Genomic DNA, 18,303 nt, shown 5'->3' with positions numbered 1-18,303 from the left:
GTTGCGGTGGCTGCGCCGGCCTTGCCGCGTCACGGGCAAGGCCGGCGCAGCCACCCGATTACGGTTGAACCACCTTGATGCTGGCCGGGGCACTCTTGCCGACGCCGCGCACCTGCGGCCGATACATGTCCTCGATCAGCGGCGGCGGCACCTGGAACGTGCCCGGGCTGACCGCGCGCACGAGGTAGAACACGTGCGCCTGTTGGCCCTTGTAGAGGTTGAGCGCCGCCACGTAGCGATCGTCGCGGAATTCCTCATGGCGCACTTCGGCGGCTTGTGCGCGGTCGGTGATCGTGATGCCGTCGACCACCACGTCGGCCCACTGGCGGGCATCGGTGAGGTTGAAGTTCTCGATCTCCAGCCCACCCGGAAGCAGGTCGGTGAGCAGTGCGTCGGGCATCGCCTCGCGCGCCTCGATGCGCAGGCCGACGATGAGCCCGTCGCCCTCCTTGAGCGGCGCCGGCTCCCACGGCTTGCCGTCGAGCGTGTAGAACGTGCGCCGGATCGATATCTGGCGGTCGTCAGGCGTCGGCGCGACCTTCGGCACGCCGACCACGTCGGTGCTCACGTACAGCGGCAGATCGCCCTGCGGCATGAAGCGCACGCCGGCGGCGAGGTCGGCCGCAGTGAAGTTGCGGCTCCACAAACGCTCCGGACTGATCGCGCTGCTGTTGCCGCCGATCGCAAGCGTGCCAGCCACCGCCGTGTCGCCGTCGGCGATCAGCGCCTTGCCCAGACGCGCGATCGCCACCTGCTCCTGCGTGCTGTAGTAGTGCCACTTCTCGTCATTGCGCGAGGTCAGGCTGCGCGCGAGATCGAACACGCGCGCCTCGTACTCGGGCTTGGACAGGCCGTACTGGTGCACGAGGGCGATCATCAGCGCGGTGTCGCGCAGGTCAGAGCCGTAGTCGCCGAGATACCACGGCCGCTCGACCTTCTTGGCAAAGGCTTCGGCGACGGCCTTGTCGGCGCGCTGCTGGTCGCCCATGAGCTTGAGCGCCACACCCAGGTGCACCAGCGGCAGCGCGGTCAATGATTTGCCGCGGTCGTTGTCGAACAGTGCGCGCAGCGTGCCCAGCGGCGCGCGGTTGACGCGCGCGAGCACGTAACCGGCATAGGCCTGGTTGGCAAACCGCAGGTGGTCGCTTTGCTCGTAGCCGTAGAACGGCTGGCCGCCCGACAACAGATCGTCGTTGAGGCGCTTGAGCGACTTCTGCAGCATGTCGTCGGGGACCAGGAAACCGGCATCGCGCGCGTCTTCGAGGAACTCGACCACGTAGGGCGTGATGAACTCGCTGACGTAGCTGTCGCCGCCCCAGAACGAGAAGTTGCCATTGGGCACTTGCATCGAGGCGATGCGACCGATGGCGCCGTCGACGCGCGCCTTGCGCTGCTCGACGGACAGGCCCGTGGTGTGCAGGTTCTGCGCCAGTTTGTCGTCGAGCAGCAGGCTGCCGTAGCCCTTGCTGGTGGTCTGTTCGATGCAGCCGTAGGGGTACTTGAGCACGTCCTGCAGCACGGTCGCGAACGGCAGTGGCGGCAGGCTCGACACGGTCAGCCTGGCCAGCGCAGAGTCGGCCAGCAGGTCGCCGATGGCGCTCGTGCCGAGCGTCACCGGCTCGAGCTGGTCGAGCTGGCGCGGCGTCGAGCGCAGCACGCTCGGCCAGGCCGCGCGCACGGCGAGTTCGAAATGGCGGTTGAGTTTGATGTCGCCACCGCTGGCGGTGAGGCTGATCTTGCCCACGCCGTAGCCTTCGAGCGCGGTCAGCGGGAAGTTCAGTGTCGCCTTGGCGCCATCGGCGAGCTTGAGCTTGCGTTCGCCCTGCGCGACCGACAACGGCTTCTCCGCATTGACCTTGAGCGTGAACTCGCGTTCGCTGCCGGAGAAGTTCTGCAGATCGAGCGTGAGTTCGGAGCGGTCGCCCGGTGCCAGCACGCGCGGGGTGGAAATCTCCGCCACCAGCGGGGCACGCACGATCGTTTCCGCATCGGCACCGCCGTACTGGGTGTCGCTGAATGCCTGCGCGGTCACGCGCACGGTGCCGTTGAAGTCGGGCATCTTGAGCGCGATCCTGGCTTCGCCCTTGGCGTCGAGCGCCACCGGTCCCGAGAACAGATCGACCGTCAGCACCTTGGCCGTCGGGCGACGCGCCTGCGGCAGCGGACCCAGCGCCATGTCGCCGCCATAACGCAGCTTGGCGGTGGCGCCGTCGAAGCTCTCGATGATGCGGCCATACAGGTCGTAGGCGTCGATGCCGAGCGCACGCTGGGCGAAGAACCAGGCGTTGGCATCGGGTCGTGCGAAGCGCGTGATGTTGAGGATGCCGACATCCACTGCCGACACGGTCACATAGGCCTGCTTGCCGGCCAGCGCCGGCGCCTTGACCGTGACCGGCAGATCGGTTTCGGGTTTCATCTGCGGCGGCGCTTCGATCGCGACATCGATCTTGCGCTCGCTGCGATCCATCTTGACCCAGGCTTCGCCGATCGCGCGTGCCGGCGTGATCTTTTCGGCGGCCGAGCCGCCGCGCAGCACGAGCGCGGTGACGTACACGTCGTGGCGCTCCCAGTCCTTGGTGACCGGGATCTCGAACGTGGCACCGGGTCGGGCGTCGATGTTGCGCGTGTACAGCAGGTGGTCGGACTCGACCAGCAGCACGCCCGGTCCCGACTGCGGTGGCGTCACCGTGACCTTGAGCGTGTCGCCGGCGCGATAGCTGGGCTTGTCGAGCGCGAGCTTGACCTTGTCGGGGCGTGCTTCCTTGCCGCGGTTGTCGTCGCTCCAGCTCCAGCCGGCGTAGAACGGCAGGCGCGTGGTGAGCTTGGTCGCCGGATCGAACACCTCGAGCCGATAGTTGCCCCAGTCCACCGATACGTCGAACTTGACGGCCTTGCCGGCTTCGGCACTGATCTCGCGCTTTTCCGCCTCTTCGTAGCGCGATGCGTATTCGAAGTGCCAGCCATTCGCCTTGTCGAAGCTCCAGTGGAAGTCGCGGTACTCGCGGATCAGTGCGATGCGCAGGCCGCTGCCGGCGACCAGTTCGCCCTTGGCATCGCTGCGGATCAGTTCGAAGGCGGCCCTGCCACGGGCGTCGGCGCCATCCTTGAGGTCGAACAGCGGACGCACGCCGACCAGGGCAGTGGCCGGCCAGACGCTGCGCTTGAGCGTGCGCGTGACGGCGCGACCGCCGGTTTCGTGCACGCTGCCCGAGATGATCGCCGCTACCGGGGTCGCGGCCTTGGCGGCTTCGCCAAGATCGATCTGGGTGCTCAACGCCCCGTTCTCGTCGAGCACGTCATCGACGACATCGTCGGCCTGCTTGGGAATGTCGATGGTCGGATCGCCGAACCAGAAATCCTTGTGTGCCTCGACTGGATGCTGGTCGACGGCGAGCGTGAGGCGCGCGGTGAAGCGGTTGCCGGCGGCCGGTGCGCCGTACAGGTAATCGCCCTGTACCTCGAGATCGAACGGCTCTCCGGGCTTGATCGTGTCCTGCGCTGTCGTCAGGGCCAGCTTGAGGCGCTCGGGCAGGAATTCCTCGATGCGGAACGTCATCCCCTGCGCCGCTTCCTTGGACTTGGGGTCGGTGCGGAACTCGACCTGCCAGCGCCCGGTCGGCGCGTCGGCCGGAATCAGGTGCGACCACTGGAAGTAGTTGAGCTCCTGCGGGTCGAGCCGCGCCTGCGCGAACTCGCGGCCGTCAGGCTGCTTGAGCGTGATGAACAGTGGCTGCGGCTTGATCGGGTTGCCGTCGAAGTCGCGCAGCAAGGCGCTCAGCGCGATCGTTTCGCCGGGGCGGTACAGGTCGCGGTCGGCCCAGGCAAACACTTCGAACCAGGTCTGCTTGCGGCCGGCCACGGCAAAGTCCGACAGGTCGAGCGCGGGTTGGTTGAACGGCAGCAGCGACACGTCACGACCGCTGCGACCGACCAGCACATGGGAGCTGTCGAGCGAATAGGCCAGCTCGGCATTGCCGTTGCCGTCGGTGCGGCCGCTGACGAGGTTCTCACCCTTGTCGTCGAGCACGCCCAGGTCGACGCCGCTGATCGGCGCGCCGGACTTGAGCGAAGCCGCGTGCACGAACAGCGTCTTGCCGTAGCTGCGCACGTGCAGGCCGATGTCGCTGACGAAGAAGAAGCTGGTCTCCTTTTCGTCTTCGAACGTGCCGGCTGGTTTCATCACCGCGAAGTACAGACCCGGCTGCGCCAGCTGGGTGATGTTCTGGATCGGGATGTAGTTGAGCGCGCGCTCGTTTTCCTTGCCGGTGAGTGCGAAGCGGTTGGCGTACACCGAATCGGCGATCTGCACGATCGGTGCGCCGGCGCGGCCCCAGCCCCAGCGCGGATCGAGCTCCCACGAGCCGCGCTTGCCGTTCTTCTGGTAGGCCGCGAAGAAATTGGCGACCTCGTTGTCGCGCACGCGCAGGAACTCGATGTCGACATCCTTGACGTTGACCGACACCACCGGCAGGCCGCGGGTGTCGCGCGCCGGCAGCACGCTGCCCTGCGAGGCGAATGCCGCGTTGGGCTGCATCGGCCCGCTGTAGACATCCTTGACGACCTCGCTGCCCAGCGTCTTGCCATCGGCCGCCGCGAGCTCGCCCTTGATGTGCACGCTGTAGCTGCGGTCAGCCTGCACGAAGGGGAAGTACAGGGTCTTGCCATTCTCGTCGAGCGACCAGCTGCCCTCGACGCTGGCGCCCTTGTCGTCCTTGACCGTGATGAGCGTGTCGAAGGCCTGGGTGCCGACCAGCGGCTGGCTGAATTCGAGCATGAGTGCGAGCGAACCGTCGCGCTGGGCGGCGTGCGCCGAGGCCAGGCCGAAGCCTTCGATCTTCGTCGCCTGGCCCGTGGCCGCCGGTTTTGCCGGCGCAGCGCCCTGCGGCGCCGGCACGGTATCGGAGGAGGGCTTGCAGGCGGCAAGCGCGAGGGCCAACAGCAGGCCGGAAAACACGCGCAGCAAGGCGCCGGGTGAACGCAATTCCATTGTGAACTCCCACGGTGTTTGATCGCTTGCAGTATAGCCGCAGGCATGTGGCAAACCGCGGGCAGCAGGCTTGCAGAAACGTGGCGTGGTTCATGCGTGGCGCGCGTGCCGCGTCACGCAGTGGCGATCGGCCGGAGCCTGCGATGGCGGTGATTTCCTACATCGTGGCGGCCGCTTTCCACGCCGCCCACGCGACCGTTTCCGGCGCCAGCTCGCGCAGTCCTGCGCTGTTGCCGGCGCACGCGTCGCCCGACACTGGCCCTGCCGTCGCCAACCGGCGCGGACACCCACTTCGACAGGAGAATTCCCATGCAGTCCAAGACGATTTCGCTGTTCGCACTGGCCCTCGTGCTCGCCATCGGCGCCGGCGTCGGCCACGCCGAGGAAACCACCAAGACCGGCAAGCCGCTCACCGTGCAGCAGGCCCGCATGAAGTCGTGCAATGCCCAGGCCAAGGCCGACGGGCTCAAGGGCGACGCGCGCAAGTCCTATCTGAGCAGCTGCCTCAAGGGCCAAGGCAAGGACGCTGCCGCCGATGCCGCGCCGGCGCCGGTGCTTGCCACGGCACCGAGCCCCAAGCAGGAGCAGCGCAAGGCCTGCGGCGCCGAGGCCAAGGCGCAGGGCATCAAGGGCGATGAGCGCAAGGCCTTCGTCAAGCAGTGCATGCAGCGACCGCTTGCTGCCAGCGCCGAGGGTTGAGCGTCCTGGCGGTGGCGGCGCCACGGCGGGCCATCCACGGTCACCGCGGTGCCGCTGCCGCTGCGGGTCCGCACGCTGCGCGGTCGCGGCATCGATTGGCGTACGGCATCGGCTCGGTTCACTGCCGCGCCGTGAACGGGACCGGGCCTGCGCCGGCGCCGCTGCCGCCGTGTCGGGAGAGTGGCGCAACCCACTTTCCCGGCTGCGTGCTAGTCCATCAGTGTGACCACGCGCACGATCCAGTACGCCTGGTAGGCGATGTGGACGCCGACGACGGCCAGCTGGGTGGAGGCTCGGGTCGAGGCGCAGGCGATGATGCACAGGGCGAAGCCGAGCGGAACCTGGATCACGTAGTCGACACTGAGGTTGCTCCAGTGCGCGTCGCCCTTGATCAGGGTGTCGACGATGTCGAGCACGAAGGTCAGTGCGAGCAGGCCGAAGAACCAGTAGCGCCGCCGCATCAGGTAAGCCTCGTAGCCGCCATACTCGTCGATGTCGTCGGGGAACAGCAGCGCAGCCATGAGATACAGCGTGATCGTGTAGCCGATGAGGAAGGCGAACGTGCCGAAACTCCAGCGCGGTAGTTGCGAGAGCTGGAACTCCCACCACCAGAACAGCACGAGTTCGACCAGGATCGAGCCGGCCCACAACAGGTGCACGGCCGACAGGCGGTACCGGCCCGGATGCTGGATGAGGCCGGCAAAGCCGGTCAGGAGCTTGGACATCGCCAGGCCAACGACCATGCCCATGACGATGCGGATGTGCGGAAACAGCTGGTCGGTGAACTGATCTGCCACGCGTGTTCCTGCACGATTTCCGGGGGGGGGGAGTATGCACCGGCTCATGTCCGCCGTGCAGCAGGTGCGCCACCGTGCAGGCGCGGCGCGGTCAGCGCTTGAGCCACTCGATGCGGTGCCGGGCCCCGCCGGCATCGCCGGCGAGCAGGGTGGTGAGCGATGGCAACCACTGTGCGAGCGCCTGATCGAACTGCCATGGCGGGTTGATGATGGCCATGCCGCAGCCATTGAGGCGCAGTGGCGAGTTGTCCGGGTGCAGTAGCAATTCGGCCTGCACCACGTCAGCCGCGCCCGTGAGCGCGCCCAGCCAGCGCTGGAACGGCACGATCGTCTCGCGCAGCTTGATCGGATACCAGATCGCGTAGATCGCATTGGGCCAGCGCGCCAGTGCCGGCGTGAGCGCCTGCTCGATGGCGGTGAACTCGCCGCCCTGGGCCTCGAACGGCGGATCGATCAGCACGAGACCGCGGCGGGGCGTGGGCGGCAGCAGGGCCTTGAGCGCGGCATAGCCGTCGCGCTCGTGCACGACGATGCGCGCGTCACCGTGCATGAGCGCACGCAGCGCAGCGGCTTCTTCAGCCTGCAGCTCGCACAGGATCGCGCGATCCTGCGCGCGCAGGCACTCGCGCGCGAGCAGCGGCGAGCCCGGATAGCGCGCGAGCCTGCCGTCCGCGTCCATGCCGTAGGCGAGGATCCGTGCCGCATAGTCGGCCAAGGCCGGCGGCAGCCGTTCGGCGCGCAGCACGCGGTCGATGCCGCCCAGGTATTCGCCGGTGCGCTGGGCCGCGTCGCCGCCGAGGTCGTAGCTGCCGCGGCCGGCGTGGCTGTCGACATAGCAGAACGGTGCCGGCTTGGCGCGCAGCGCGTCGAGCAGGCCGAGCAGGATGACGTGCTTGAACACGTCGGCAAAGTTGCCGGCGTGGAAGGCGTGGTGGTAGTTCATGCGCGCAGGCGGGACGATCCGGCGCGCATTGTCGACCGCGGCGCGCTGGCGCGCCAGCGGCTGGCTTATCATGTGTCGATGTCGCGCCGTTCCTCCGCCCCGCGGCCCAGCGCGGGCCTGTTCGCCGAATCGACTGCGCTGCAGCCGCTGGCCGAACGCATGCGCCCGCGCAACCTCGACGAGGTCGTCGGTCAGCCGCGCCTCTTGGCGCCGACCAGCGCGCTGCGCCGGTCGCTCGAGGCCGGCCGCGTCCATTCGATGATCCTGTGGGGCCCGCCCGGCTGCGGCAAGACCACGCTGGCGCTGTTGCTGGCGCAGTATGCGCAGGCGCAGTTCCAGGCCCTGTCGGCCGTCATGTCGGGCCTGGCCGAGGTGCGCGCCGCACTGGCGCAGGCGCAGGCGCGCCACGAGCAGGGCCTGCGCAGCGTGCTGTTCGTCGACGAGGTGCACCGTTTCAACAAGGCGCAACAGGATGCGTTCCTGCCCTGGATCGAGCGTGGCGTCATCGTCTTCGTCGGTGCCACCACCGAGAACCCGTCGTTCGAGCTCAATTCGGCGCTGTTGTCGCGCTGCCGTGTGCACGTGCTCGATGCGGTGCCGGCCGAGGCGATCGAGCTGGCGCTGCGGCGCGCGCTGGAGGATCGCGAACGTGGCCTGGGTGAGCTCGGGCTGGAGGTCGATGCAACGACACTGGCGACGCTGGCGCAGGCTGCCGACGGCGATGTGCGGCGCGCACTCACGTTTCTCGAGATTGCCGCCGAGCTCGCCGTCGATGGTCGGATCGACGAGGCCACCCTTGGCCACGTGCTGGCCGATCGCACGCGACGTTTCGACAAGGGCGGCGAGCAGTTCTACGACCAGATCTCGGCACTGCACAAGTCGGTGCGCTCGTCCGATCCGGATGCCGCGCTGTACTGGCTCGTGCGCATGCTCGATGGCGGCTGCGACGGCGCCTATCTCGCGCGGCGCATCACGCGCATGGCGATCGAGGACGTCGGCCTCGCCGATCCGCGCGCCTGGCCGCTGACGCTCGACGCCTGGAACACCTGGGAACGGCTCGGTAGTCCCGAGGGCGAGCTCGCCCTGGCGCAGGCCGTGCTCTATCTCGCGCTCGCGGCCAAGAGCAATGCGGGCTACGCCGCGTTCAACGCCGCGCGCGCCTGTGTCGGCGAAACCGGCACGCTCGAGGTGCCGCTGCACCTGCGCAATGCGCCGACCCGCCTCATGAAGTCGCTTGGCTATGGTCGCGGCTACCAGTACGACCACGCGGTCGCCGGTGGCGTCGCGCTCGACCAGCAATGCCTGCCCGACGCGCTCGTTGGGCGCGAGTTCTACACGCCGAGCGAGCGCGGCCTGGAGGCGCAGATCGCGGCGAAGCTCGCGAGCCTGCGCGAGGCGCGCCGCGCGGCGCGGGAGCGCAAGCCATGAGGCGCACGCTGATCGGGGCGGCATGGCTGGCGATGTGGCTGATGGCCGGCGCCGCGGCGCAATCGCCGCCCGCTGCCAGCCCGCCAGTTGCTGCGCCACCAGCGGCACCCACGGCGGCGCCCACCGCGGCGCCCCAGCCGGCAGCCCAAACCGCCGCACCGGCGGGTCTGGCCGAGCGCATCGACGTGCATATCGGTGCGCCGCGGTTCGCCGCCGCGAGTTGGGGCATCGAGATCATCTCGCTCGACAGCGGGCGCATCTGGTATGCGCACGATGCACAGCGCCTGCTGGTGCCGGCCTCGAGTGCCAAGCTCTACACCGCCGCGTTGGCGCTCGACAGTCTCGGCGCCGACTACCGTTTCGCCACCAGCCTGCTCGCCAGCGCGCGGCCACTGCGCGATGGCACGCTGCGCGGCGATCTCACCCTGTATGGTCGCGGCGACCCGACGCTCGGCACCGAGATGCATGCGCGCTGGGCCGAGGAGCTGGCCGAGGCGCTGCGCAAGGCCGGCGTGCGCAAGGTCGACGGCGATCTCATCGCCGACGCCACCTGGTTCGCCAACGCGAGCTTCGGCGGCGGCTGGGAGGCCGACGACCTGCAGAGCTGGTTCGCCGTGCCGGCGTCGGCACTGAGCATCGGCGAGAACGTCGTGCGCGTGTACGTGGCGCCTGGCGCCAAGGCCGACACCAGCGCGCGCCTGCGCTTCGATCCGCCCGTGTTCGCGCAGGCATTCGAGCTCGACAACCGCTTGCGCACGGTGGCGCCGCCGGTGCGCAGCGACATCGGCCTCATCCGCCGCCCGGGCGAGCATCGCCTCAGCGCGTTCGGCCGCGTCGCGCTGGGCGCCGCCGAGACCGAGTTCCGCCTGTCGCTGCCCGACCCCGCGCTGTTGGCGGGCCAGCTCCTGCGCCAGGCACTGGCCGATCGCGGCATCGAGGTCACCGGCAAGCTGCGCAGCGTGGCCTGGCCCCGCGTTAACGAGGCGCTCGCGGGCGAGCGGGTCTGGCACATTGCCGACAGCTGGTCGCCGCCGCTCGAGCGCGTGCTCGAACGGGGCCTCAAGCTGTCGCAGAACCTGTACCTGCAGAACCTGCTGCTGACGGTCGGCGCGCAGGAGCGCGAGCGCGCGGCAGCCGCGGCGAACGGGCAGGACGCCGCCACTTTCCTGACCAGCGAGCAATATGGGTTGCGTGCGATGCGTCGCTATCTCGGTCGCATCGGCATCGATCCGGGCGAAGTCGTGCTCGACGATGGCGCGGGCCTGTCGCGACGCAACCTCAGCAGTGCCGCTGCGTTCGTCAAGCTGCTGGTGGCCAACGCCGATGCCCCGGCGCTGCGGCCGTTCCGCAGTGCCTTGCCCGAAGCCGGTGTCGACGGCACGCTGGCGCGGCGGCTCAAGGACGAAGCCACGCGCGGTCGCGTGTTCGCCAAGACCGGTGCGATGCGCAACGTCGCTTCGCTGGTCGGCTACGCGACTGCGGCTAGCGGCGAGCGACTGGCCTTCGCGCTGATCCTCGACAACTACGTGCGCGCGGCCGACGCCGAGCGTGCGAGCGCCGAGCTCGATGCGATCGTCGCGATGCTGGTCGAGGCACCGCGCAGCGGCCCGCCCACGGTGCTGGCCGCGCCGCAGCCATGAATCGCGAAGTGCGTTGATGCAAGCCGCCGCGATCGGGGTGGCGCAGGATGGCGCGCACCGACGCAAGGGACAACGCCGAGAACGGCGCAACGGCCAGCCCTGGCCAACCACACCGGCCACGCCCCGGATCAGGCGCGGTGTCACGCGCTTGCGCCGCCTCCAGCCATCCCGGAGACGGCGCGAAAGGGACGAGTGGATTTCCCGTGCGTCCGCGCGAGACTGGCTTTCCGGTCTGCAATGCGCACTACGGTCGGATACCGGGATGTTGCGTTTCGATGCGAGTGGCGGCGAGCCTGCCATGGCCAGCCGCGGGACAGGTCCGCCTCGTTCAGTCGAAACCGTTGCAGCAGATGCGGTCACTTCCAGCCGGCCGCACCATCACGGCGGCGGGATCGCCTCCAGCTGGCCGCAAGGCGGCTCTGCGCAAGACGCTTCCGCCGACCTCACGGTCCGTCGAAGCCGTTCCGGAAGATGATGTCATGGGCGGCGCTGTGCGGGTTCCACAGCCCCGTGGTCAAGCGGTAGCTGGCACTGGTACCGGCAGCGCCGAACACGGCGTCCCCCAGCGACGAATGCAGGACGTAGCTCGACGACATCATGACATCGGCGCCAGCGTTCAACGTCGATATCGGGATCGAGTAGCTGACGCTGGATGGGCCAGCAGCGAAAGCGAAGGGAGCCAGCAGGACGGCCATGACCGCGGCCGTCCGTGCCGATGGTTTTGCCTTGCGGCACCCGGCATGTTTGCCAGCAAGGTGATGCATGGCCATCAATTCTCCCGTGCCGGGACGCGGCAGCATTGCACCCACGCGCGCGTGCTCTGCGCGGTGCTTCCGAGGTTGTAGGTGAAAATGGTTGCGCTCCCGTTGCTGATCACAGAATCCGCCACCACCACGTTCGCCGCGGCTTCGATACCCATTCCGGTCGCGGTATAGCCAGTTGGGCAGACTGCCGACACGCCGAAACCATACCTGTTGGCGGGCACGTTCACGAAACTGCCGAACTGACGCGTGCATTCGATGGCGAACGCATCGGAGCTCGCGGCGCGGATGGCATAGGCGCTGGCGCTGATCGGTTGCCGCGGCGACAGCGTTTCGCCGTTGATGATGATCTGCAAATAGGTGGGGCCGGTGAACGTCACACTGGAGACATCGAGCGCGACGTTGAACACGCCATTGGTGACGGCGACCGAGGCAAAGGTATTGCTGGCAAGCTGCGTGCCGCCGCTGGGTTGGTCCCAAATGGAGGCGATCAGCGTGGCGACGCCGTTGATCGGCGTTCCACCCGGCGATGTCAGGTATCCCTGGTAATTGAGCGTGCGTGGCACCTGTGCCATCGCGGTGGTGGCCGCAGCCAGCGTCAGCACGAGCGCGGCAAGCCCGCGCGAGATGAATCGTCGGTACATCGACAGCATGACCCTCGCTCCCTGACACGCCGCAACGCATGGGCAACTGGAGGTGCCTCGCGCGCAGGTCGCGGTTCTGCGTCGGGAGCACGCGGCAATCTAGTCCGGCTCTTTCGGGTGGTCAATGCCGAAGGCGCGAGCGCCGAGTCCGATGCGGTCGTCGTGCTGCCGGTCGCGGCGGCGCGGCCACGGTGCGGGCTGCGCCGCAGCTATAATCAGCGGCTTGCATCGTTCCAGCCGGAGCCCATTCCATGCTCGATCCCGCCCTCCTGCGCGGCCAGTTGGCCGACACCGCCGCGCGGCTCAAGACGCGCGGATATCTGCTCGACGTCGCCGCGTTCGAGGCGCTCGAAGCCGAGCGCAAGCAGGTGCAGACCCAGACCCAGGAGCTGCAGAACCTGCGCAATACGCGCTCCAAGGCGATCGGCCAGGCCAAGGCCAAGGGTGAGGACTGCGCCGCGCTGATGGCCGAAGTGGCCGGTCTGGGCGACCAGCTCAAGGCCAACGAGCAGCGTCTGGGCGAAGTCCAGGAGCGCGTGGCTGCGCTCGCGCAGGGCATCCCGAACCTGCCCGACGCGGCCGTGCCGCTCGGCAGCGACGAAGGCGGCAATGTCGAACAGCATCGCTGGGGCACGCCGCGGCGCTTCGACTTTGCGGTCAAGGATCACGTGGAGCTGGGTGCGCGTCACGGCTGGCTCGATGGGGACGCCGGAGCCCGGCTGTCGGGGGCGCGTTTCACGGTCCTGCGCGGCGAGCTGGCGCGCCTGCACCGGGCGCTGGCGCAGTTCATGCTCGACCTGCACGCGGGCGAGCACGGCTACCTCGAATGCAACGTGCCGCTGATCGTCAACGCCGACAGCATGCGCGGCACCGGGCAGTTGCCCAAGTTCGAGGAAGACCTGTTCTCGACCACGGTCGGCGACACCCGGCGCTACCTGATTCCGACCGCCGAGGTGTCGCTCACCAATCTCGCGCGCGAGGCGATCGTCGAGGCCGCCACGCTGCCGCAGCGACTGACCGCGCACTCGCTGTGCTTCCGCGCCGAGGCCGGTTCGCACGGCCGCGACACGCGCGGCATGATCCGCCAGCACCAGTTCGAGAAAGTCGAGCTGGTCAGCATCACGCAGCCGGCCGACAGCATGGCCGAGCATGAACGCATGACGCGCTGCGCCGAAGTCGTGCTCGAGCGGCTTGGCCTGCCGTACCGGCGCATGTTGCTGTGCACCGGCGACATGGGGTTCTCTGCCGCCCGGACCTACGACCTCGAAGTGTGGCTGCCCTCGCAGGACAGCTACCGCGAGATCTCCTCGTGCTCCAACTGCACCGACTTCCAGGCACGGCGCATGCAGGCACGCTGGCGCAATCCCGAGACCGGCAAGCCCGAACTCGTGCACACGCTCAACGGATCGGGCGTTGCGGTCGGCCGCGCGCTCATCGCGGTGATGGAGAACTACCAAAACGCCGACGGCTCGATCACCGTGCCCGAGGTGCTGCGGCCATGGCTCGGTGGTCTCGCCCGAATCGCCTGAGGCGGGCCGCTCAGGGCACGATCGACAGCACGAGGAAGATCACGAAGATGCCCAGATGCACCGCGCCCTGCAGGATCGTGGTGCGTCCGGTGCCCAGCGTCAGCAGGCTCGTGAACAGCGTCAGCAACAACAGCACCTGATGCTCGGCCGACAGGCCCAGCGTCAGCGGTCGCCCGGTGCCGATCGCGATCGCGGTCACCACCGGAATGGTCAGGCCGATGCTGGCCAACGCCGAACCGAGCACGAGGTTGATGCTGTTCTGCAGATCGTTGCGGATCGCCGACAGCGTCGCAGCAAGGCCTTCGGGTGTGAGCACCACGGCGGCGATCACCACGCCGACCACCGACTGCGGCAGACCGGCGGCATCCACGGCCGAATCGAGCGGGAACGACAGCAGCTTGGCCAGCATGATCACGGCGATGAGTGACAGCGGCAGCAGGATCGCGCTTGCGCGCAGCACCTTCGGCAGCGGCGGCGCGTGGGGCTCGGCATGCTTGCCCGCCGCGGCCAGCGGCAGGAAATAGTCGCGGTGCCTGACCGTCTGCACGAACAGGAACACGACATAGAGCAGGAATGTCACCACCGCCACCGCGATGAGCTGCAGCGATGAAAAACGGTGCTCGCCGCCCGACGGCACGTAGTTGGGCAGGATCAGCACGAAGGTCGCCAGCACGCCGAGCACGGCCATCGCGCCGCTGGCCGCATCGAGGCGGAACACCTGTTCGTGGTGACGCCGTCCGCCCAGCAACAGGCACAACCCGATCACGCCGTTGAGGACGATCATCACCGCCGAGAACACGGCATCGCGTGCGACTTCCTCGCTGCCCTCGGCGCCAGCGAGCATCAGGGTGGCGATCAGCGACACCTCGATCACGGTCACGGCCACTGCCAGCAGCAGCGAACCCAGCGGCTGGCCCACGCGCAGCGCAACGATCTCGGCATGGTGCACGGCTGCGAACACCGCGCCGCCGAGCAACACCGCGGCCAGCAGGAGCAGCCATGCCGGCGCGGCGCCAGTCGCCAGCGCGCCGGCGCCAAGCACGAGCGCGAGCACGGGCCACAGCCAGGCCCACAGCGGCAACTGCTGCAGATGAGCTTCCTTCATCGACGTGGTCCCCCTGACCAACCGGTGCGGCGCCACCGCGCCGCGCAGCGCTCGACGCTAGCACGGCACCGTGCATCGGCACCACGGGTGGACGATCGCCCTTGGTCGCCGCGCAGCGGGCCGGATTGCACGCGCGATACGCATCATGGGCTGGCGCGTGGAGCAGGATTGTGTGCCGAAGGTGGGACTCGAACCCACACGCTTTTAAGGGCGGCGGATTTTGAGTCCGCTGCGTCTACCGATTCCGCCACTTCGGCCCGATCCGGCAACGGCGCGGGGTCGCGCAGTATATGTCACGAGGCTTGGCCTGCGCGAGCGGGCTGGGTGCCGGCGCCGGCCATCGTGGCCAGGAAGCCACCGATCGCGGCACCGAAGCGCACCGTGTCGACGAGAAAGGAGTCGTGGCCCTGCGGGCTGTCGAGCGCAACGAATTCGACCTCGGCGCCGGCCATGCGCAGACCATCGGCGATTTGCTGCTGCTGGCGCAGCGGAAACAGGATGTCGCTCTCCACGCCGATCACGAGCGCGCGCTCCACGCCCAGACCCTGCAGCGCGGCCTCGACCTTGCCGTGGCCGTATTCGGCCAGATCGAACCAGTCGCTGGCACGCGACAGGTACAGGTAGCTGTTGGGATCGAAGCCACGCACGAAGCGGGCCGCATGGCCGGCCAGGTAGGACTCGACCTGGAACTCGAAACCGAACGGATCATCGTCGCGCTGGTCGGCATCGAGCCGGATGCGCGCGAAGCGGCCCTTCCACTCCATCGCGGAGCGATAGGTGATGACGCCGAGCTTGCGCGCGATCGACATGCCCGCTTCGGGGTAATGCGCATCGTCATAGTTGCCGCCGTTCCAGTTCGGGTCGAGCCGGATCGCCTCGCGCTGCAGCGAGCGGATCGCGATCGCGAACGGCTGCGCCTGGGGTGCGGTGGAAATGCTGATGTGGCTGCGCGCGCTGCCGGGATGGTGGGTGAGGTAGGCCAGCGCGGCCATGCCGCCCATCGAATTGCCGAGCAGGCAGGCCAGCTTGTCGATGCCGAAGCTGCGCACGAGCTCCCAGGCGGCGTCGGCGGTGTCTTCGAGCGTGATGTCGGGAAAGTCGAGCCGGTAGGGACGGCCCGTGCGCGGGTCGAGATCGGCCGGGCCGGTCGAGCCCTTGCAACTGCCGAGCGTGTTCGGGCAGATCACGAACCAGCGCGTGGTATCGATCGCCTTGCCGGGACCGATGATGTCCTCCCACCAACCGGGCGAGGGGTCGCCGGCACTCGATGCGGCATGTGCACTCGGCGACATGCCGGTGAGAACGAGCACCGCGTTGTCGCGCGCGGGTGCCAGCGTGCCCCAGGTTTCGTAGGCAAGCCGCGCGCCGACCAGTTCGCCGCCGCGTTTCATGCGCAACGGCGAGGGCAGGTTGAAGTAGCGGCGGGCATCGGCCATGGCGGGCGCTGGAACATTGTGGGTCTGCCACTGTAGCGGTGCCCGCAGCACAGGCCAAGATCGGCGCCTGCATATCGTTCTGCTATGTTGGCGCGCGTTGCCGGGATCCCTCATGCCAAGCATCTATCAGCTCAAGCCGATGTTCCAGCGGCTGCTGCGACCGCTCGTGCGCGGTCTCGCGCGCGCCGGCATCAGCGCCAACCAGGTCACGCTCGCCGCCGTGGTGCTCGCCGCCGCAGTCGGCGCCAGCGTCATGGTCGAACCCGATCGCCGCGTGTTGTGGCTGTTGCCGGCGGCCTTGTTCGTACGCATGGCGCTCAATGCGATCGACGGCATGCTCGCGCGCGAGCATGGCCAGATGTCGCGGCTTGGGGCGATCCTCAACGAGCTGGGCGACGTGGTGGCCGACGCCGCCATGTACCTGCCGCTGGCGCTGCGTCCGGAGTTCGCGCCGATCGCGCTCGTGTTGCTGGTCGTGCTCGGCATCCTCGTCGAGATGACGGGCGTGATCGGGGTCCAGATCGGCGCCAGCCGCCGCTACGACGGTCCGCTCGGCAAGAGTGACCGGGCCTTCTTGTTCGGTGCGCTCGGCCTGCTGCTCGGCAGCGGCGTGCCCAGTGGGGCCTGGCTGGCGTGGCTGCTGTGGCTGGCGGTGGGCCTGTCGGTGCTGACCGTGGTCAACCGCGCGCGCGGCGCGCTGACCGAACTGCGCCAGCGCGGGAGCGCGGCATGAACCCGCTGCAGTTGTGGGTGCCGCCGAGCGTGCTGTGGGTGGTGGCGGCGGTCGTTGGCGTGCTCGTCGTCGCCAGCGTGATCGTGGCGGTCTTGCGCCGCGGCGATGACGCGGGCCGGCATGCCGAGCTTGCCGCGCGGGTGCGGTCGTGGTGGGTGCTGGTGACGATCTTCGCGCTGGCGATCTCGTTCCGCCGCGGCATCGCGATCGCATTCTTCGCGCTGTTGTCGTTCCTCGCGCTCAAGGAATACCTGTCGCTGATCCCGACGCGGCGTGCCGATCGCCGCGTGCTGTTCTGGGCGTATCTGTGCGTGCCGCTGCAGTATTTGTGGGTCTGGCAGCAGTGGTACAACATGTTCCTCATCTTCATCCCGGTGTGGGCATTCCTGTTCATCGCGATGCGCATGGTGCTGCGTGGCGAGACGCGCGATTTCCTGCGCGCGGCCGGTTCGATCCACTGGGGTCTGATGACGATGGTGTTCGGTCTGAGCCACCTGGCCTGGCTGCTCGTGCTGCCGGGCGCCGCCCCGGTGGCGGCACATGGCGCGGCGCTGTTGCTGTTCGTGGTGCTGCTGACCGAGCTCAACGATGTCATGCAGTACGTGTGGGGGCGCACGCTGGGTCGGCACCGGATCATCGAGAGCGTGAGTCCAAAGAAGACCGCGGAGGGACTCATCGGCGGCATACTCACGACGACACTGCTGGCGGTCGCGCTGGCGCCGTTGCTGACGCCGCTCACCCGCACCGACGCGATCGCGGTCGGGCTCATGATCGGTTGCGGCGGCTTCATCGGCGACGTCACGATCTCGGCCCTCAAGCGCGACATCGGCGTCAAGGATTCCGGCACGCTGATCCCGGGGCATGGTGGCATCCTCGATCGCGTCGACAGCCTGCTGTTCACGGCGCCATTGTTCTTCCACTTCCTCATGTACTTCTATTTCTGACCATGGGCGCGCTGCTCCGGCTGTTGTTCTACGGCGTGCTCGTGCGCGGCGTGGTGCTCATCGTGCTCGGCCTCAACGTGCGCCACCGCGAACGCCTGCCCACGCGGGGGCCGGCCATCCTCGCCGCCAACCACAACAGTCATCTCGATGCGATGGCGCTGATCAGCCTGCTGCCGCTGCGCCTGTTGCCGCGCGTGCGGCCCGTGGCGGCCGCCGACTACTTCCTGCGCAACCGGTGGCTGGCCTGGTTTGCGCTCAACGTGGTCGGCATCGTGCCACTCAATCGGCAGCGCCAGCATGCGCATGACGACTTGCTGGCACCGGTGGCGGAAGCGCTCGAGCGTGGCGACATCCTGATCTTCTTTCCCGAGGGCTCACGCGGTGAACCCGAGCAACTGGCCGAGTTCAAGACCGGCCTGGCGCGCATCGCCGAGCGCCGGCCCGATGTGCCGGTGATCCCGGTGTACACCTACGGCCTCGGCAAGGCGCTGCCGAAAGGTGAATGGATGATCGTGCCGTTCTTCGTCGACATCTTCGTCGGCGAACCGTTGCGGTTCGACGGCGATCGCGGCGCATACATGGAGCGCTATCGCAGCGCGATGGCTGCACTTGCGCTCGAGGAAAAACACGCCGACTGGACCTGAGCGGGCAGGGCGC

The 18,303-nt window shown here is 68.4% G+C and carries 14 protein-coding genes and 1 tRNA gene; 7 read left to right on the top strand and 8 right to left on the bottom strand.

Features of this window, described 5'->3' with window-relative positions; genetic code table 11:
• Positions 1–58 precede the first annotated feature (58 nt).
• Entirely contained in the window at positions 59–4,987 is a 4,929-nt protein-coding gene (locus KF903_RS01845; RefSeq protein ID WP_291210260.1) for an alpha-2-macroglobulin, read from the bottom strand.
• 309 nt (positions 4,988–5,296) lie between these two features.
• On the opposite strand from KF903_RS01845, the gene KF903_RS01840 reads away from it, so the two are divergent.
• Positions 5,297–5,686 (top strand): PsiF family protein, encoded by a 390-nt coding sequence (locus KF903_RS01840; RefSeq protein ID WP_291210257.1) that lies wholly within the window; start codon positions 5,297–5,299, stop codon positions 5,684–5,686.
• Between the two features lie 209 nt (positions 5,687–5,895).
• Here the strand turns inward: KF903_RS01840 and KF903_RS01835 are convergent, their stop codons facing one another.
• A complete protein-coding gene (locus tag KF903_RS01835; protein ID WP_291210254.1) occupies positions 5,896–6,483 on the bottom strand; it encodes a hypothetical protein in 588 nt (195 codons plus the stop codon).
• 91 nt (positions 6,484–6,574) lie between these two features.
• Positions 6,575–7,426 (bottom strand): 23S rRNA (adenine(2030)-N(6))-methyltransferase RlmJ, encoded by an 852-nt coding sequence (rlmJ, locus tag KF903_RS01830; RefSeq protein ID WP_291210251.1) that lies wholly within the window; start codon positions 7,424–7,426, stop codon positions 6,575–6,577.
• A gap of 78 nt (positions 7,427–7,504) precedes the next feature.
• On the opposite strand from rlmJ, the gene KF903_RS01825 reads away from it, so the two are divergent.
• Together KF903_RS01825 and dacB are read left to right on the top strand one after the other, a co-directional pair.
• Positions 7,505–8,854 carry a replication-associated recombination protein A gene (locus tag KF903_RS01825; protein ID WP_291210249.1) on the top strand — a complete coding sequence of 450 codons (1,350 nt, stop codon included), beginning with the start codon at positions 7,505–7,507 and terminating at the stop codon, positions 8,852–8,854.
• The gene (gene dacB, locus KF903_RS01820; protein ID WP_291210246.1) at positions 8,851–10,494 is read left to right on the top strand and encodes a D-alanyl-D-alanine carboxypeptidase/D-alanyl-D-alanine-endopeptidase; all 1,644 of its coding nucleotides are present in this window, start codon (positions 8,851–8,853) and stop codon (positions 10,492–10,494) included. Before KF903_RS01825 ends, dacB begins: the two co-directional genes overlap by 4 nt.
• A 443-nt stretch (positions 10,495–10,937) precedes the next feature.
• Here dacB and KF903_RS01815 read toward each other — a convergent pair whose 3' ends face one another.
• Both KF903_RS01815 and KF903_RS01810 read right to left on the bottom strand, forming a co-directional pair.
• Positions 10,938–11,264, bottom strand: a complete 327-nt coding sequence (locus KF903_RS01815; protein WP_291210243.1) for a hypothetical protein — start codon at positions 11,262–11,264, stop codon at positions 10,938–10,940.
• Entirely contained in the window at positions 11,264–11,908 is a 645-nt protein-coding gene (locus KF903_RS01810) for a hypothetical protein (RefSeq protein WP_291210240.1), read from the bottom strand. The genes KF903_RS01815 and KF903_RS01810 overlap by 1 nt, the downstream gene beginning before the upstream one ends.
• Before the next feature lie 242 nt (positions 11,909–12,150).
• Between KF903_RS01810 and serS the strand changes: the two genes are divergently transcribed.
• On the top strand, positions 12,151–13,428 hold the full coding sequence (gene serS / locus KF903_RS01805; protein WP_291210237.1) for a serine--tRNA ligase: 1,278 nt from the start codon (positions 12,151–12,153) through the stop codon (positions 13,426–13,428).
• Positions 13,429–13,438: 10 nt separating this feature from the next.
• On the opposite strand, the gene KF903_RS01800 is transcribed toward serS, so the two are convergent.
• The 3 genes from KF903_RS01800 to KF903_RS01790 all read right to left on the bottom strand — a co-directional run bounded on the left by KF903_RS01800 (position 13,439) and on the right by KF903_RS01790 (position 15,969).
• Positions 13,439–14,533 carry an ionic transporter y4hA gene (locus KF903_RS01800; RefSeq protein ID WP_291210234.1) on the bottom strand — a complete coding sequence of 365 codons (1,095 nt, stop codon included), beginning with the start codon at positions 14,531–14,533 and terminating at the stop codon, positions 13,439–13,441.
• A gap of 173 nt (positions 14,534–14,706) precedes the next feature.
• Positions 14,707–14,790 (bottom strand) — tRNA-Leu (locus tag KF903_RS01795).
• A gap of 36 nt (positions 14,791–14,826) precedes the next feature.
• Positions 14,827–15,969: a homoserine O-acetyltransferase gene (locus tag KF903_RS01790; RefSeq protein ID WP_291210231.1), complete on the bottom strand. Its 1,143-nt coding sequence runs from the start codon at positions 15,967–15,969 to the stop codon at positions 14,827–14,829.
• A 112-nt stretch (positions 15,970–16,081) separates the two neighbouring features.
• Here KF903_RS01790 and KF903_RS01785 point away from each other — a divergent pair, with 112 nt between their 5' ends.
• Genes KF903_RS01785 through KF903_RS01775 form a run of 3 tightly spaced genes read left to right on the top strand, consistent with a single transcriptional unit; the run spans position 16,082 to position 18,290 of the window.
• Entirely contained in the window at positions 16,082–16,702 is a 621-nt protein-coding gene (locus tag KF903_RS01785; RefSeq protein ID WP_291210228.1) for a CDP-alcohol phosphatidyltransferase family protein, read from the top strand.
• A complete protein-coding gene (locus tag KF903_RS01780; RefSeq protein ID WP_291210226.1) occupies positions 16,699–17,646 on the top strand; it encodes a phosphatidate cytidylyltransferase in 948 nt (315 codons plus the stop codon). Before KF903_RS01785 ends, KF903_RS01780 begins: the two co-directional genes overlap by 4 nt.
• 2 nt (positions 17,647–17,648) lie before the next feature.
• Positions 17,649–18,290 carry a lysophospholipid acyltransferase family protein gene (locus KF903_RS01775; protein ID WP_291210223.1) on the top strand — a complete coding sequence of 214 codons (642 nt, stop codon included), beginning with the start codon at positions 17,649–17,651 and terminating at the stop codon, positions 18,288–18,290.
• Positions 18,291–18,303: the final 13 nt, after the last annotated feature.

It is taken from the genome of Dokdonella sp. (assembly GCF_019634845.1).
Taxonomy (GTDB): Bacteria; Pseudomonadota; Gammaproteobacteria; order Xanthomonadales; family Rhodanobacteraceae; genus Dokdonella_A.
The sequence above is the reverse complement of the archived record's forward strand: the minus strand, read 5'-3'. Positions and strand labels throughout refer to the sequence as shown.

Excerpts from the sequence above, each read along its gene's own strand:
- rlmJ (WP_291210251.1), bottom strand. The coding sequence starts at position 7,426 with ATGAACTACCACCACGCCTTCCACGCCGGCAACTTTGCCGACGTGTTC.
- KF903_RS01785 (WP_291210228.1), top strand. The coding sequence starts at position 16,082 with ATGCCAAGCATCTATCAGCTCAAGCCGATGTTCCAGCGGCTGCTGCGA.
- KF903_RS01845 (WP_291210260.1), bottom strand. The coding sequence starts at position 4,987 with ATGGAATTGCGTTCACCCGGCGCCTTGCTGCGCGTGTTTTCCGGCCTG.
- KF903_RS01825 (WP_291210249.1), top strand. The coding sequence starts at position 7,505 with ATGTCGCGCCGTTCCTCCGCCCCGCGGCCCAGCGCGGGCCTGTTCGCC.
- KF903_RS01810 (WP_291210240.1), bottom strand. The coding sequence starts at position 11,908 with ATGCTGTCGATGTACCGACGATTCATCTCGCGCGGGCTTGCCGCGCTC.
- KF903_RS01800 (WP_291210234.1), bottom strand. The coding sequence starts at position 14,533 with ATGAAGGAAGCTCATCTGCAGCAGTTGCCGCTGTGGGCCTGGCTGTGG.
- KF903_RS01790 (WP_291210231.1), bottom strand. The coding sequence starts at position 15,969 with ATGGCCGATGCCCGCCGCTACTTCAACCTGCCCTCGCCGTTGCGCATG.
- dacB (WP_291210246.1), top strand. The coding sequence starts at position 8,851 with ATGAGGCGCACGCTGATCGGGGCGGCATGGCTGGCGATGTGGCTGATG.
- KF903_RS01775 (WP_291210223.1), top strand. The coding sequence starts at position 17,649 with ATGGGCGCGCTGCTCCGGCTGTTGTTCTACGGCGTGCTCGTGCGCGGC.
- KF903_RS01815 (WP_291210243.1), bottom strand. The coding sequence starts at position 11,264 with ATGGCCATGCATCACCTTGCTGGCAAACATGCCGGGTGCCGCAAGGCA.
- KF903_RS01780 (WP_291210226.1), top strand. The coding sequence starts at position 16,699 with ATGAACCCGCTGCAGTTGTGGGTGCCGCCGAGCGTGCTGTGGGTGGTG.
- serS (WP_291210237.1), top strand. The coding sequence starts at position 12,151 with ATGCTCGATCCCGCCCTCCTGCGCGGCCAGTTGGCCGACACCGCCGCG.
- KF903_RS01840 (WP_291210257.1), top strand. The coding sequence starts at position 5,297 with ATGCAGTCCAAGACGATTTCGCTGTTCGCACTGGCCCTCGTGCTCGCC.